This window comes from Pseudomonas sp. JZ114, from assembly GCF_051027705.1.
Lineage (GTDB): Bacteria > Pseudomonadota > Gammaproteobacteria > Pseudomonadales > Pseudomonadaceae > Chryseomonas > Chryseomonas luteola.
This window is the reverse complement of record NZ_CP069256.1, coordinates 2,747,091-2,762,663: the sequence shown is the minus strand read 5'-3', so window position 1 is coordinate 2,762,663 and position 15,573 is coordinate 2,747,091. Positions and strand designations below refer to the sequence as shown.

Annotated in this window: 15 protein-coding genes and 1 pseudogene; 3 read left to right on the top strand and 13 right to left on the bottom strand. The window is 53.0% G+C overall.

What is annotated here, in order from left to right:
- Nucleotides 1–20 precede the first annotated feature (20 nt).
- The 3 genes from sstT to JQR90_RS12930 all read right to left on the bottom strand — a co-directional run bounded on the left by sstT (nt 21) and on the right by JQR90_RS12930 (nt 6,572).
- Nucleotides 21–1,235: a serine/threonine transporter SstT gene (sstT, locus tag JQR90_RS12940; RefSeq protein ID WP_010795049.1), complete on the bottom strand. Its 1,215-nt coding sequence runs from the start codon at nt 1,233–1,235 to the stop codon at nt 21–23.
- Between the two features lie 357 nt (nt 1,236–1,592).
- A complete protein-coding gene (locus tag JQR90_RS12935) occupies nt 1,593–4,655 on the bottom strand; it encodes a PAS domain S-box protein (RefSeq protein WP_010795048.1) in 3,063 nt (1,020 codons plus the stop codon).
- Between the two features lie 132 nt (nt 4,656–4,787).
- On the bottom strand, nt 4,788–6,572 hold the full coding sequence (locus JQR90_RS12930) for a putative bifunctional diguanylate cyclase/phosphodiesterase (protein WP_010795047.1): 1,785 nt from the start codon (nt 6,570–6,572) through the stop codon (nt 4,788–4,790).
- Between the two features lie 216 nt (nt 6,573–6,788).
- On the opposite strand from JQR90_RS12930, the gene JQR90_RS12925 reads away from it, so the two are divergent.
- Nucleotides 6,789–7,346 carry a DNA-3-methyladenine glycosylase gene (locus JQR90_RS12925; RefSeq protein WP_230382093.1) on the top strand — a complete coding sequence of 186 codons (558 nt, stop codon included), beginning with the start codon at nt 6,789–6,791 and terminating at the stop codon, nt 7,344–7,346.
- Nucleotides 7,347–7,481: 135 nt separating this feature from the next.
- Nucleotides 7,482–8,753, top strand: a complete 1,272-nt coding sequence (locus tag JQR90_RS12920) for a cytochrome P450 (RefSeq protein WP_010795045.1) — start codon at nt 7,482–7,484, stop codon at nt 8,751–8,753.
- Nucleotides 8,754–8,872: 119 nt separating this feature from the next.
- On the opposite strand, the gene JQR90_RS12915 is transcribed toward JQR90_RS12920, so the two are convergent.
- Together JQR90_RS12915 and JQR90_RS12910 are read right to left on the bottom strand one after the other, a co-directional pair.
- On the bottom strand, nt 8,873–9,205 hold the full coding sequence (locus JQR90_RS12915) for a hypothetical protein (protein ID WP_010795044.1): 333 nt from the start codon (nt 9,203–9,205) through the stop codon (nt 8,873–8,875).
- A 182-nt stretch (nt 9,206–9,387) separates the two neighbouring features.
- Nucleotides 9,388–10,476 (bottom strand): hypothetical protein, encoded by a 1,089-nt coding sequence (locus tag JQR90_RS12910; RefSeq protein WP_181591854.1) that lies wholly within the window; start codon nt 10,474–10,476, stop codon nt 9,388–9,390.
- Between the two features lie 376 nt (nt 10,477–10,852).
- Between JQR90_RS12910 and JQR90_RS12905 the strand changes: the two genes are divergently transcribed.
- On the top strand, nt 10,853–11,323 hold the full coding sequence (locus JQR90_RS12905) for an Hsp20 family protein (RefSeq protein ID WP_010795042.1): 471 nt from the start codon (nt 10,853–10,855) through the stop codon (nt 11,321–11,323).
- Between the two features lie 199 nt (nt 11,324–11,522).
- On the opposite strand, the gene JQR90_RS12900 is transcribed toward JQR90_RS12905, so the two are convergent.
- From JQR90_RS12900 to JQR90_RS12865, 8 genes and pseudogenes are all read right to left on the bottom strand, one after another.
- Complete coding sequence (locus tag JQR90_RS12900; protein WP_122042118.1) at nt 11,523–11,726, bottom strand: hypothetical protein; 204 nt, start codon at nt 11,724–11,726, stop codon at nt 11,523–11,525.
- Between the two features lie 158 nt (nt 11,727–11,884).
- The gene (locus tag JQR90_RS12895) at nt 11,885–12,373 is read right to left on the bottom strand and encodes a hypothetical protein (protein ID WP_010795039.1); all 489 of its coding nucleotides are present in this window, start codon (nt 12,371–12,373) and stop codon (nt 11,885–11,887) included.
- A gap of 239 nt (nt 12,374–12,612) precedes the next feature.
- A complete protein-coding gene (locus JQR90_RS12890; protein ID WP_010795038.1) occupies nt 12,613–13,467 on the bottom strand; it encodes a hypothetical protein in 855 nt (284 codons plus the stop codon).
- 42 nt (nt 13,468–13,509) lie between these two features.
- Nucleotides 13,510–13,665: pseudogene (locus tag JQR90_RS12885) on the bottom strand (site-specific integrase); the annotation flags it as partial.
- A gap of 64 nt (nt 13,666–13,729) precedes the next feature.
- Entirely contained in the window at nt 13,730–14,017 is a 288-nt protein-coding gene (locus JQR90_RS12880; protein ID WP_010795037.1) for a hypothetical protein, read from the bottom strand.
- Between the two features lie 158 nt (nt 14,018–14,175).
- A complete protein-coding gene (locus tag JQR90_RS12875) occupies nt 14,176–14,451 on the bottom strand; it encodes a hypothetical protein (protein WP_051370155.1) in 276 nt (91 codons plus the stop codon).
- Nucleotides 14,438–14,722, bottom strand: coding sequence for a DUF4224 domain-containing protein (locus tag JQR90_RS12870; RefSeq protein WP_010795036.1), 285 nt, complete (start codon nt 14,720–14,722; stop codon nt 14,438–14,440). The genes JQR90_RS12875 and JQR90_RS12870 overlap by 14 nt, the downstream gene beginning before the upstream one ends.
- Before the next feature lie 437 nt (nt 14,723–15,159).
- Nucleotides 15,160–15,567 (bottom strand): hypothetical protein, encoded by a 408-nt coding sequence (locus JQR90_RS12865; RefSeq protein WP_125912954.1) that lies wholly within the window; start codon nt 15,565–15,567, stop codon nt 15,160–15,162.
- Nucleotides 15,568–15,573 lie beyond the last annotated feature (6 nt).

Here is a 15,573-nt window from a genome sequence, read left to right as displayed (position 1 = left end):
TTCTTTCCGCTGCCTAACTGTCAGGCTTCCTTGGCCTGACAGGCCGCTGCCGTAAAGATCACATCGGTGGAAGAGTTCAGGGCGGTTTCTGCCGAGTCCTGAACCACCCCGATAATGAAGCCTACCGCTACCACTTGCATGGCGATTTCACTGGGAATCCCGAACAGGCTGCAGGCCAGTGGGATCAGCAGCAGCGAACCGCCCGCGACGCCTGACGCACCGCAGGCACAAACCGCGGCCACTATGCTGAGCAGAAGAGCCGTCGGAATATCAACGGAAATACCCAGTGTTTCGACTGCAGCCAGTGTTAGCACAGTAATGGTAATGGCTGCGCCAGCCATATTAATCGTGGCGCCTAGCGGAATCGAAACCGAATAGGTGTCCTCATGCAGGCCCAACCGTTCGCACAAGCCCAGGTTGACCGGTACGTTTGCAGCCGAGCTACGGGTGAAGAACGCTGTGATGCCACTCTCACGCAGGCAGGTCAGGACAAGGGGGTAGGGGTTGCGTCGTGTTTTCCAGTACACGATTAGCGGGTTAACCACAAAGGCCACCAGCAGCATGCAACCAATCAATACGACCAAAAGATGCAGGTAACCCGCCAAGGCATCAAACCCGGACGTTGCCAGGGTCGAGGATACAAGACCGAAAATACCGAGCGGCGCAAAGCGAATCACGAAGCGGACAATACTCGAAACGCCATCCGCCAGATCAGTGAACACGGTACGGGTCGTCTCGCTGGCATGACGGAAGGCAATACCCAGGCCAATGGCCCAGGCCAGAATACCCATGAAATTGGCATTGATGAGCGCGTTGACCGGGTTATCGACGATGCTCAGCAGCAATGTTTGCAATACGCTGCTGATCCCTTCCGGCGGGCTGATATCGCTGGTATGGGCGACCAGCGTCAAGGTCGATGGGAAGAGAAAGCTGGCTAGTACAGCAATTACCGATGCAGACAGCGTCCCGATTACATATAACCACAGGATGGGTTTGATATGGGTAGGTTGTCCCTGCTTGTGATTGGCAATGGAGGACGCTACCAGAACAAATACCAGGATCGGCGCAACCGCTTTCAGGGCTGTGACGAACACGGAGCCGATGAAACCTGTGGCCTGGGCCGCAGAGGGCGCAACGAGCGCAAGCACGATGCCGGCGATCAGTCCGATGAGAATCTGCATCACCAGACTGGAGCGCATCAGCCAGTTCAGAAAGGGGTTTGTAGCTTGGGTCATGGCAAGATCAACTTATAAGGAAGCGGGGCGATGTTGGCAAAGACGGGGTTCGTGCGTTCCCTTCACGCGAGTTGAATACACGCCGTACATGATCAGTCTGTCCCGCTAAAGGTTCGTTTTTCACGTACGGCCATTGAGCGAAGCGACGGATTTTAAAGGTATTTGCCTGCTTTTGGACACTAAAAGCGCAAAAGCCGATCGCCAGCAAGGCGTAGTGGCCTATTGACACAGGGTTGTTGACTGCGTTTGTGGAGCGCAACCCTGACAATCTTGCCTTATACGGGCTTATGCAGGCGCCTCGTGATATGAGTCATGCCCTTCGGGAGAGGGGCATGATTTTCAGTCTCCTGACGCGCATCAATCTTGAGCCTTGATCATCTCTTGAATCTTGCTGGCCAGGGCATCCACATTGAACGGCTTGGTAATGATCTCCATGTTTTCGCCCAGGTAGCCTTCGACCTGGGCACCTTCGGCATAGCCTGTCGCAAACAGGATCTTCAGCTCCGGTCGCAGGGTTCTGGCTACATCGGCCAGCTGACGGCCGTTCATTCCCGGCAGCCCCACATCCGAGATCATCAGATCGATCTGTTGACCATTTTGTAGCAGAGGAATCGCCTGCTGCGCATCGACCGCTTCAAGCGAGCTATAGCCCAGCTCATCGAGCACTTCGACGATCAGCGAGCGGACAATGGTTTCGTCCTCCACCACCAATACAGTCTCTCCGGAGCCTTTAAGCAATTGTCTTTCGGTATTGATCGCGTGCTCATCCAGCGCGCCACGGTATCGAGGTAGATATAGCCTGACGCTTGTACCTTTGCCCTGTGTGGAGAAGATACGGACCTGTCCCTTGGATTGTTTGGCGTAGCCATAAATCATGGACAAGCCAAGGCCGGTACCCTGACCGATGGGTTTGGTGGTGAAAAACGGATCAAAGGCGCGCTCGATAACCTCTGGACTCATGCCCGTCCCGGTATCGTTTACACACAGTACGACATAGTCACCTGGCGCCAATGTCAGGTGTGGATCGTCAGTGTGCTCATCAAAGTGCGCCGAGGAGGTGGCAATAGTGATCGTTCCGCCCTCCGGCATGGCATCACGGGCATTGATCACAAGGTTAAGCAGCGCGCTTTCCAGCTGATTCGTATCGGTAAGCGCTGGCCATAATCCTGCTGCAAGCGTCGTATCGAGGACTATCTTTTCACCAATGGTGCGTCTGAGCAGCTCCTCCATCGACGCAACCAGGGTGTTCAGGTTGACCGGTTTGAGATCCAAGGCCTGGCGCCGCGAAAAAGCCAGAAGGCGTTGGGTGAGGGCGGCTGCACGCTGCGCCGACGTGACGGCAGCGCTCATATAGCGTTCCAGATCCTGGGCGCGCCCCGATTCATAACGGCGCTGCATCAGGTCCAGCGAGCCGATAATGCCCGTCAGCAGATTGTTGAAGTCATGGGCGATACCGCCGGTGAGCTGACCGACAGCTTCCATTTTCTGGGATTGACGAAGTTGATCCTCAAGCTGACGCTGCTCGGTAATATCCCGACCAACCGAATAGATCAATCCTTCCTCGGGTACGGCTGTCCAGGAGGTCAACCTATAGTTGCCATTCTGGTGGAGCAGGCGTACCTCGTAGGAACGGGCCCGCCGTTCCTGATCGATGATGCTGAGCCCATGCGTGACGCGGTCAACATCATCAGGATGAATGAATTCAAGATAGTTTCTGCCAAGCAGATCGTTTTCCGACCAGCCTAGCGTCTCGTACCAGGCCTCGTTCACCGAAATGAGTCGGCCATCTAGTTGGCAGACCTTCATCAGATCGTTACTTAAACGCCAGATTCGATCACGCTCGCGCGTGCGTAGCTCAATTTGCTTTTCAAGCTCCTCCCGTGAACGGGAAAGGACCTCGCGAGCATCGATGATGTCCTGAATATCGGTCGATGTCCCAAACCAGCCCTCGACTGTACCACGCTCATTACGTACCGGCTGAGCCCGCCCGAGCACCCAGCGGTATTGGCCGGAGCGATGGCGAAGCCGAAACTCTGTGCGGTAGGGCTCACCACTTGTGAGGCATTGCTGCCAAGACGCCCAAGTAATCTCCCGATCATCGGGGTGAACTATCTCAATCCACTTGTCACCATCGGTATGTTCTGGCACCGATCCGGTGAATTCGTACCAGCGCTCGTTGAAGTAGTAATGATGACCATCCGGGCGACTGGCCCAGACCATCTGGTCAATGGAGTTCGTGATGGCCTTGAAGCGTGCTTCGCTTTCCGACAAGGCGGCTTCAGCTTGCTTGCGTGCGGTGACATCCAGAAAGAGCACAACAAAGCGGGTAGGGTCCAGACGCCTTAACCAGGACTCGAACCAACGACCTTCCAACGCCTGCAGCTGCAGTTCAAAATGTACGGGATCGTTATGACGTATGAAGCGTGCATAACTCTCTATCAGCGTGTCATCGATATGAGGTAGCGCTTCATGGAGGGTTCGGCCTTGCACCTGCTCGGGCGGAAGTCCTGTCAGCTGGCTAAAGGCTGGGTTGACCTCGATAAAACGGAAGTCAACCATATGGCCTGTTGCGTTCAGGATGGGCTCTGCGACGAAAAAGCCTTCCTGCATCTCTTGGGTAAGGTTGCGCAAGCGAGCATCGCTTTCCAACCGTGCCTGTTCAGCCCGTTTGCGATCGGTGATGTCGTAGCACACGCCAAAATAACGCATGCCTTCACGAGTATTGACCAAGATAGGCTCGCCTCGACGAGCCATCCAGCGTTCCTCTCCGTTGTCAGGCCTGCGGATACGATACTCGACGTAATCCAACGCACCCTCTAAAAACTCATGACTGTTAGTGATAACACGTGCGCGATCTTCAGGATGGATGAGTGCAATCAGCTCCTCGATCTGAAAGCTCTCCTGCTCAGGCAGCCCCCAAAGCTGGCACATCTCCCGAGACACGGTTATGCGTCCTTGAGCCGGGTGCAATTCGAACGTTCCGATCTCTCCTACCTGTTGAGCCAGTCGAAGGCGCTCTGCAGCAAGACGCTCGGGTGTGCGATCACGCAGGATCTTGGAATAGCCCATCAGCACGCCATCCCTGCGCAGCGCACTCATCTCGCCGCTGGCCCAGAAGCGTGTGCCATCCTGCTTGATATGCCACCGCTCATCCTTAGCGCAACCGCATTGGGCGGCTTCCGTCATCTCAACGTTAGGCCGATCCTGTGCACAATCTTCTGGTGTAAAGAAAATAGATATCGGCTGGCCAATGGCTTCGGCTGCCGTCCAGCCCAGGACCTTTTCCGCGCTGGGGTTCCAGTCCACGATGGTCCCTGACAGGTCGGACACGACCACGGCATAGTCAGAGGTATTGGCCAATACCAGTTGGGCCAGTTCACCAGGGCTCAAGGCGCTGAGGGAGGATCTACCGGATTCCATAAGTAATACTTTTTTCTATCGGTTCATGATGTGACAGAAAAAGTAAGGGTTTATCCCATTGATAAGAAAACCGCCTTAAGAGGCTGAGAATTGCTAGACGGCTTTGTTGTTCGATAGGACTCAGGAGGAACTTTAATAGCGAAGCGGTCTGCTCTCGAGCCATTCAAGCAGGGCAAGGGCCGGCATGGGACGAGCCATGAGGTAGCCCTGACCTTCATCGCATCCCCAGTTTCGCATCAGCTTGTAGATCTCCTCGGTCTCGATGCCTTCAGCCACTACCCGGTAGTCCATCTCCTTGGCCAGTTTGATCATGGCCCTGACGATGCGTTTATCCTTTTCCTGCCGAAGCGTATTGCGGATGAAGGACTGGTCAAGCTTGACCACAGACGCCGGAATATCCCGCAGATACGACCAGTTGCTGTAGCCCGTACCAAAGTCATCGATAGCGATGACGATCCCGAGATCATGGATGCGCTCTAGTTGGCGCTGCACGACCTCGGTCTGCCGGATCAGGGCGCCCTCGGTAAACTCCACCTCCAGCCGCTGCGCCGGCAGATCATATTCTCTGAGGAGGGCAGTCAGCGTATCGGTAAATACCTCATCGTCCAGATCGGCCGCGGATACATTGATGGCCACCGTCAGGTTCAGCCCCTGTTGTTGCCACGCCTTCGCCTGTTTGACTGCAGCCTTGAGTACCCACAGGCTGACTGAGCGAATCAGGAAGGTCTTTTCAGCCAGCGGTATGAATTCGCCTGGGCTGATATCGCCCAGTGTAGGATGACGCCAGCGGAGCAAGGCTTCCACAGACGTACACTCACTGGTAGCCAGCTGGATTTTAGGCTGGAAGTAGAGCCTGAGCTGATCGTCCGCCTGAAGTGCTATCGTCAGTGCGCTCAGCAGGCGAAAGGCGCGCTGCTGCGCATGGTCGCGGCGCGGGCTGTACATCTCCCAGCCAGCATTGTTTTCCCGTGCATCGTCTGCTGCGCTGACGAGCGAACGTATCCAGTCCGTTGAGCGTGCCTTTTCCTTGTTAAGGACCAGAATGCCCAGACCTATCTGCGTCTGGATGGGAATGGTGTCGCAAACCAGCGGTGCCTCAAAGGACTCGAGGATATGCCTGTAAAGCGTTTCAGTTGCCTCCGTTTCGATGTTCGCCAACATAAAGGCAATGCGTGTAGGACTGATCCTGTAAAGTGCAAGATCCCTGGGTACAACAGCCTGTAGGCGGTCCCTGATCAGAAGCATGAGCCGTTCTGAAAACGTATAGCCCAACGCTTTGACGATGTCGTTGAGGATGCGAGGCGCAATCACATCGACTGCCACCAGCGTGATCGGAAGATCCTGGTCCGAGAAAAAGGTCGAGACATCTCTCTCCAGGCGAGGGCGATTGAACAGGCCGGTCGGTAGATCAATGAAGTTGAGGTTGCGCAGCGTTTCCACACGCGTCATGACCAGCTCGGCAAGCTGACTCAGCAGCTTTACCTGATGCTTATCCAGGGAAGGCCGTGGCTTCGTGTCAATGATGCACAAACTGCCCAGCCCAAGGCCCTGTTGAGTCAGCAGGGGAGCGCCTGCGTAAAAGCGGATGTGAGGTTCCCCGGTAACCAGCGGATTGTCCCTAAAGCGATGATCCTGGGTAGCATCGCTGACCATGAAAAGCTCATCACTCAAGATGGCATGACTGCAAAAGGAGTGCTCACGCGGCGTTTCGCTGATGGTAAGCCCAACGCTTGCACTGAACCATTGCCGGTGAGTATCGATAATCGAGATCAGGGCAATCGGGACCTGAAACAACTCAGCAGCCAGCGCAACGATCTTGTCGAAAGCGCGATCCGGCTCCGGATTGATCAGGCATAGCTGCCGAATTTCTGCAATCCGCTCGGACTCATTCGCGGGAGTGGGCACTAAGTTGTTCATGATTATTATCAGACGTGGGCTATTTTTGGATCATATGGTTTTTGTGAGGCATGTCAGATATTAAAAATTCCTACCAGATCTTTAGAAAATATCTGTTAAAGCAACATCAAGATCGGCCGATAAGGTTGCACACGTTCAATCTGGAATGATCATTCAACGGCACCTGATGTCCTCAGGAGTGTCATGTGTCTCTATGACTGTATAGGCAATATGACCATGACTTTACCGATTGATTTTGCATCTCCTGCCCATGAAGTGGCGCATCAACTAATTGGCTGGGTTTTTACCGTTAATGGTGTAGGCGGGCGGATCGTTGAGACCGAGGCCTATGATCGCGAAGACCCAGCCTCCCATAGCTTTTCCGGGCTTACGCGGCGTAACGCCACCATGTTTGGTCCGCCAGGCCATCTCTATGTCTATCGCTCCTATGGCATCCACTGGTGCCTGAACATCGTCTGCTGCGACACGGGGCATGGTGCGGGTGTGCTGATCCGCGCATTGGAGCCCCTGGAAGGAATTGACATCATGCGTGAGCGCCGCGGACTTGATACGCTACGCCTGCTATGTGCAGGCCCGGGGCGTGTGTGTCAGGCTCTGGGAATTACCGGAGAGCACGACGGGCTTGTACTGGAGTCGCCAGGCCTCGAATTGGCCGCACCGACAGTGCCTTTTGAGACGATTTCAGGGCCACGGATCGGTATTACCAAGGCGCGCGATGTGCCCTGGCGGTTTGGTTTGAAAGGGTCCCCTTTTCTAAGCCGCAGCTTTCGCTAGTCTGACGGCTGGTCGCTACATACAGCACCTTTGGCGTGTCTGCAGGGTCGATTAAGGCATCACGCGTGCGTTCGCCTGCCCATCGGCAGAGCGTTACGACAATGTGCAAGTCGATCAATTGGAGTGCCGTCGTTTATGTCAGCGATCCCTAAAGACCCCCATCTGGACAGCTCTATCACCTTGCTCAAGGAGGGATACCGCTACATCCCTGAGCGCTGCCGTCGTTACCAGAGCGATGTCTTTCAGGCGCGCCTGCTCATGCAGAACACTATCTGTCTGTCCGGGGAGGAGGGGGCCAGGCTATTTTACGACGAGTCGCTTTTCATGCGGGAAGCGGCCGCCCCCCGTATGTTGAAAAAGACCCTGTTTGGCTTTGGCTCCATTCAAGGGCTGGACGGGCAGGCGCACCGCGTGCGCAAGCAGATGTTCATGTCATTGATGACGCCCGACAATATCCAACGACTGACGGCCCGGTACGCCGAGCAATGGCAGCGAGACATTTCCGCCTGGACCGGTAATCACGAAGTTATCCTGCTCTATGCAGCCCAGTTTCAGCTCTGCCGGGTCGTTTGTGAGTGGTCCGGCGTGCCGCTGCCCGAGGGTGATGTAGCCAAGCGCCGTTCACAGCTCACCGCTCTGATCGATGGCGCGGGTGGGATAGGGCTTCGGCACCTCAATGGCCGAAAGGCCCGCAAAGAAGCTGAAGCCTGGATTGCAGATCTCGTCGCGCAGGTGCGTCAGGGTGCGTTGAATCCGGCTCCGCAAACGGCCTTGTACGTCTTCAGCCACCATAAGGACAGTGATGGTAACCGGCTTGATCCTAAAACGGCTGCGGTCGAAATTCTCAATGTGCTGAGGCCTACCGTAGCGGTTGCACGCTTTGTAGTCTTTGCTGCCTGGGTCCTGAACAAGCACCCCGAGTGGCAACAACGGCTGCGCGACGAGCCGAGCATGCTGGAACCCTTTGTACAAGAAGTGCGGCGCGTCTTTTCGTTCTTTCCCTTTACAGTGGCGCGTGTTCGCAAGAACTTCGAATGGAAAGGCTATCCCTTTACCAAGGGAACTCGCGTTCTGCTGGATCTCTATGGCATCAATCACGATGCGAGAATCTGGAAGGACCCTGAGCGATTTGATCCTGAGCGGTTTCTGACTTGGGATGAAAACCCGTTCGGTTTTGTCACTCAAGGCGGTGGCGACCATCATCAGAACCATCGCTGCCCCGGTGAGTGGATTACGATCGAGCTGCTAAAGGTGGCAATCAAGGCGCTTACGCAGTGGATGCGTTATGACGTACCCCCGCAGGATCTTTCGATCGATATCACGCGTATTCCAGCTCTCCCGGAAAGTCGTTTTGTGATCAGCCATGTGCGGTCGGTGGTACGTGAGTCTGCGGAGAGGGTTCAATGAGCGAAGGCTAAGGCTCAGCATTCGAACCTTTAGCGCTTGTGCGTCATTGCAACGGCTGTGGATCAGCAGCGCCTTGGCCTCATAAAAAGAAGCCTCGCATCAAGCGAGGCTTCTTTCAGCTACCAGCGCGGCGGGGGGCCGTAATAGCCAGGTGGCGGGCCATAGTAATAATGTGGCGGCGGAGCAGGAGCTACGCGTACAACCTGGGTCTCGTAATAGACAGGCTGCGCCGGGTAGTAAACCACCTGTGGCGGGGGCGGCGGTGGGGCCGCCTGTACGTAGACAGGCGCTTCAGCTGCGCGTGAGTTAGCCACAATCGCTCCGCCAACGACTGCCCCGACCACGGCCCCGAAAATGGCAGGCCCTGGGCCGTGCCCACCGTGAGCGGAAGCTTGGCCAGCCGCAGCGAGGCAACCTACCAAAAGCGCAATCTTGGGTAACTGGCGAATCATGAATGTCTCCTCCTCAGGAGCCCGGCTGTATGAAAAGCCGGCCATTCAATAAAACAACGAAGCGCTGTAAAGAAAAAGAGGAGGAAGGTAAAGGTTGTGTAAGGCCGGTTACTGACAGATAAACGGTTGGTTATGAAACTCAGGCGGCTGGCGCCGTTTGGCCAACCACCTGAAAGACACGATTACTGGCTAACTGTTGCGGAGTTGCCTGTTCCTGTTTGCTGGATATAGGCCTGGCTCCAGGCGTTGGTCTGGTTGAGCTGAATTTGGTTTATATCGCCGGTCTGGGTGATGGTAGAGAGCAGGAAGTCTCCGCTCTGGGTGGTACTGACGAGGTTGTCATTCCCTGTCTGCGTGATATCTACCCCTCCAATCGTACCGTTCTGGGTGATGTTGACTTCGTTGTTGTCTCCCTGGCTGATCAAGGTTGCGCGCTGGTCCATGCCGTCCTGGCTGATATTCAATTCGTTGTTGTTGCCGGACTGAGTCATGGCCTGCGTATTGTTCCTTCCAGCCTGCTCGCTGGTCATGACGTTATTGTTTTCATCTTGAGCGAGTCGAAGACCGTTACCAAAGCCGGACTGCTCAACCGTTATGGTGTTATTCGCATCATACTGGCCGGTCCAGAGTTCATTATCGAATCCCTGCTGGCTGGCATTCACCACGTTCGAATCACCGCTCTGCCCAAAAAACATCGTCAGATCCGAGCCGTATTGACCGCCCATGAAAGCGCCTTGCTGACTGGCATTCACCGTGTTGTTGCTGCCGTAGGTATAGGCTTCAGCCAGATGGTTTGAGCCCGCCTGGGTAATGGATGCGGTATGTCCAGTGCCCTCCTGATAAACCGTAACGGTAGAGTCGGTCGTACCGATCTGCTGGACAGCTACCGTGTGGGCATCACCGCCTTGAGTGACGGTAATCGTACTGGTTGAAACGTCATCCTGTCCTGCCAGTACCGTGTTATTGCTGCCGTTCTGGTCAGTGGTGATGCTGCTCTCTTCGGCATAGGCCTGAGTTGCTCGGCTTAGGTTGGCGTTGCCAGCTTGAACCTGCTCTATCGTGCTGTTGTTACTGTTTGTCTGTTCGGCAATAGCCTGATTGTCATCGCCAGTTTGCGTCTGCGTCGCCGTGTTGTAGGTTCCGGCGCTTTGGTTGAGGGTTACCTCGTTGTTATTGCCTTCCTGAGTTAGTGTGGCCGAATCGAATGCTGCCATGGCCGAAAAGCTGGTCAGAGCAGATACCGCCAGTACAAGAGGTTTCAAACTGAACATAGAGACTCTCTCCTTGATCGTTGATAACGTCCATGCACGGATCGCCCGCACTGCCTGCCCCCTCGGGACGCCAGCCTGGAGTTTCGCCCTAACGCTCATGGCAATCAGGCAAAACGGGCCAAGTCTCTATGGCTGGTCGTGAATAGGCTATCGCCCAAAAGATGGTTTATTGGTCGCCAACGTCGTCTATCAGGATTAAATCCTGCTCCATTCTGTTTGATTTATCTGGTTCGATCAGTCCGACTATAGATCCATGATTTACCGTTCATCGGGTGTGCTACTTGAAAAAAGCGAGCGGGTTCCTATATCGAATCCTGCAGGGCGCCGAAGTCGGGCCCTGCGTTGAAACTTGCTGATGACTCAGGAGATTCCCTATATGAATACCGCATTCTCTCTTGCTCCCTTGTTCCGCCATTCCGTTGGATTCGACCGCTTCAATGACCTGTTCGAATCCGCGCTGCGCAACGAGTCGGGTAGCTCCTACCCACCCTATAACGTGGAAAAGCACGGCGACGATCGCTATCGCATCGTGATCGCGGCTGCCGGCCTTGCCGAAGACGACCTTGATCTCGAAGTAGAGCGGGGCGTGTTGACCGTGAAGAGCGGCCGCCGTGAGAAGAGCGCCGACAGCGTGACCTACTTGCACCAGGGCATCGCCCAGCGTGCCTTCAAGCTGTCCTTCCGCCTGGCCGATCACATTGAGGTGAAGGGTGCGAGCTTGAAGAATGGCCTGCTCAACATCGATCTGGTACGTGAAGTACCGGAAGAGGCCAAGCCCAAGCGCATCGCTATCAACGGTCAGTTGAGTGCCGATGAAAAGCCTGCGCTGGAAGGGCAAGCCGCCTAAGCACAGCGGCGATAAGGCACTAGAGAAAGGGGATGTCATGAACATCCCCTTTTGTATGGGGCTTCTTAAAAGACCCTGTTTCCATTTGGTGCGTCTTTATCGGCATGCTCAGCCGCGATAGACGCAGGCAATAAAAAGCCCCGATTGCTCGGGGCTTAGGGTCGGGCAGAAAGAGAGGGAAACTGCCAGACCCGCCTTATTATCGACCGGGAATATGCAGACTTGAATAGCGGCAGGATGCCAGTGCCTTTAGCTTGCGCTGGCTGCGTTTGCCTTCAAGAATGTAAGTAAAGCCGATAGCCATCAGCAATACACCCTCGATAACGATTTGAAGGTCCTCTGGCGCAAAAAACAGGCAGAAGGATCCTGCAGCAAAGAGTATCAGGCCGAGACAGTAGAACACTTTTCTATCCTTAGCAGCGTCTTAGACTACTCACGAATGAGTGCGGCAGCTCACGTTGCTGCCTGGTATCTACGGTATCGGCTAACTCCGGTTAGCCTTTAGTCTGAAATGAGCGGTAATTGCATAGTGCGAATAATGCCCAGTTGCTGATGGAAAGGTCAGCCTTCGGTAACATCCAAGAGGCGCTGAAGCCCTTCGAGATCATCGTCAGATAGCTTGCCTTTAACATCGCAGGCCCTGTATTCCACGCGCTGGCCGGACGCAACGTACTCGAGCGCTTCCCGGGTCACGGGCGTCGTGAAGTCTTCGCCGTAGATGTCACGAAAGGTGTTGAGCTTGTATTTGCCTTCCATTTCATAGAAGACCTTGCCGTCAATCGTCCAGCGAGCAAAGCGGCAATCGCCAAAGCGGGCTTCGTTGCCAATGCTGGACAGCTTGGCAATGTATGTTGTGATCTTACCGCCTGAGCTTGTTGTCGCCTGGCTAGCCGATACGGTAAACACCAGATCGTTGGCAGATTTATCACCCGTCCAGATTACGGAGCGCCGCTCTCTGAACTCGTCATTCTCATCCGTCAGCTCACCTGCATGGACGGCCAGGGAAGCCAGGCATCCAGCTATGGCGAGTAACCAAGCCTTGTATTTCATTATCCAACCATGTCGTTAGTAGCGCCTGCCATGGTGCAGACTGTGGAACATTAAAAATATCAAAATGCCATTGTATCGCCTTATTTCTAACAGTAGCTGATTTTAGGCAATAAAAAAGGGCTAGCCGTTTGGCTAGCCCTTTATGCTTGGTGGAGGCGGGGGGATTTGAACCCCCGTCTAGGGCGCATCAGGCGCGGCCTTCACGTCGAAAGCTGGCATAAAGCTGTCATTCCAATAATTTATGCATCGGACGATGCCGTACCTAAATAGCCACCATCACGACTGATCTCAACGATTTCTCCTACAGCTGCAAGCGATCTCTGGAACAGATCCAAGGCATCGAAATGCATATCTTCTACATTGCACTCCATAAACTCACTTACAGATGTTCTAGCGCCTTCAACGTGCGCAAAGTCCATAGTTTCTGGGTTAAAGCGGTGGACAACAACTTTGCCGTCAGGGTCTTCCTCTTTATTTACTATCGGGTATTTACCCATTCCAGTAGATACCCCAGCACGTCCGGTATATGTCCAGATTGTAAAGGGGCCTGGCTTGCTGTGAAAAGTCATGCTAGCTCCACCACCTCCAGGGCTGTATGCTTCAACCGTATAGCATCTAGTTTTCTTTTGATCTATCAGTTTTCTATGATGCAGTCTGGACAATTTCCCAACTGTTACGAGGCTCCAGTCAATTCCTCCAAATGGCTGAGTTGATCTTAACCAATCGGTAAATTTCTCTACGTTTTCCGATGAATTGGATACTGCTAGGTTCTTGGTAATTTTCCCCAGAGCAGATCGAAACATTTGTTCGTCAGCTGCATAAGGGTAGTAAACGTCCTTTGCTACTTTCTCGTTGCCGTCTTCGCCAAATATTGAGCTCCATACTTCGAACGTTATCTGGTCGAGAATATTTTTGATTGAGGCTATGAGCTCCAATGTTACGATTCGGCTGGCTCTACTTGTTTGGCTATCCGGCTCGCACCTGTCGAATTCTTCATTTATAAATATAAACTTAGAATAAGCCTGCTCCATCTGGGCTTCCAGGTTTTCAATGAATTCGTGATCTGAATGTACCTGTATTTCTTTATTTTCCATGCTCTGCGAACATCCTTGTGGTCTTGATTAATCAATTTACTATTATGAGCTGGAGAGATTTATCCCGCTATCTACTCCGGACACTGAGGGCATTTGTCCAAAGGCCTGTTCTGCTTTACCCCCAGCACTGCTATCCGCCGCCGGCATCCAGCGACCATAGATGCGGGCGATCATCGTCCAGTCCTTGTGTCCCATCTGTTACTGGATGCACCTTAGTGGATGAGGTTCTATAGGTGTAATAGCACCCCAACCAAGAGCGCGACTAATAGCGATTTTGCTGTAAGTAAGTGGCTAATGTTTTTCTGCCAAAAATCGCAGCAAGCGCTAAAAGAATGATTGGCAGAAGGTAGCAGAGCCAACCATAAGCGTGCGCGGCCGGCGCAAGCATGGGGTTGGCTTCAGCAGCTACAATGTGGTCATGCACAAACAAAAAGGCGAAACCTGCGGCGATAACTAGCCCAACTGTAACAGCAGCTCCGAATTGCCAAAACAGACCTGACGCCTCAAATAACAATTCAACAAGCCCGTCTTTCTTCTTGCCATATCCCATAAAGCTAGTCCTAAGTTTCTACTGCTAAAAGAAACCAGCCATCGGCTGTCCTGGAGCAAAGGTTACGTTAGCTCTTGAGCGTAGAGAATATGCCGATTGTCGGAGCACTAACTTTCTTTGATGATTTTTAGGTATTGGATTAATACAGGTCAGATTGGCTATTGCTTTGTTGCGTGAGTAGGTTTCGCTTGGGCCTTCTTTCGCTTAGAAAGGACTGCCGCTACCGCTTCTTCAATTTGAGCTTCAGTCTTTCTTTTGCCAGGATTTATTTGAGATGCCATCCGGCTTGGTGAGACCTTTTGTATAGCGTTACGCTTTATGTAATCATCAGCCCAGGCATCTAATTCTTGGCGATCGAATCCAATACCTCTCTGACCTATCGGAAACTCCCGAACGTAAGGGCGAACAGTTTTATTGAATTCATCCCGATTCATGCCAAGGTATCATGGGCATCTCGAGCGCGAATAATTCTCGAATGAGTGCCGCCGTTGAGTTAGTCATTTCTGATACGGGGGACCATTTCGGAATGTCTACAGGTACCTGATGAACAGAGCCAATTACTGCTGCTGCGGTTACACATGGCCAGCCATTCATTTTAATTGTGTGTCTGATTCCATTTTTGGCTAAGACTCTGATCTGACCTGCTCTCGTACGTGCTCCAGTAAGCTCGCAAACCTCAGCATGAGTAAGAAACTCAACTGGCATACCTACCTCCTCCTTGCTTTGCTCTTAGGTAAAACCTTCTTAGGTAGCTGAGCATCTCTTGCTCGAACTATTCTAGGGAGGAGGGTCGTCTGGGAGTTAGCCATGTTGATAGCCACGCTATATGGTGTCCGGCTATCGTTATTAATGTAATTGCTCTGCGTGATCTACAATCTTGCAAGCTAATTAAAGCACAAGATTGTGCTAAAACTTTTCAGCTAGGAATTGGCTGTCTATGACGGTGCAACGGGCTATATACTTTATCGGTGGCAGACCAGTCATGCCGATAGGGATTATCTGAACTGCGGAGCGATGATGTACTTGGAATGGTCGATAAGGTCTTTATCTGAAGTGCCACATGTGAGAGGCAAAAGACATAGTTTTTCTAATTAAAACGATAAAGCCCACTAAGCTGGGCTTTATCAATAGAGGCTAAATAGTTAAGCCGCTGCCTCTTGAGCTAAATCTTCTACGGCTTTGATATTTAATTCACAAGAGGAAAGTGTGGCTTCAGCATCTGATTTCTGTATTGTTTCTTCAATATAGTAGTCAGCTTTAACCCGCACCCCATGTAGGCGCTTGAGGTTGTATCCAATTTTTCGCATAGCTAGGCGTTTGCTTGGATCATGCGAATAGTCACCCATAAAACATCCACTAAGTTTTGAGTGAGTATGTCCACTAGTAGAGCTTACGGGCGGAACATAGTGGGTATCTGCAAAAGCCAGAGCTGCATGATAAAGAGCATAATAGCTTCTACCAATTACTGTTCTATATGCTGCTTCACTGCTTGAAGCTGAGTTTAATACTCGACTACCTTCCTGCAATATATCTCTATAGCAAACAGTCATCAGCAG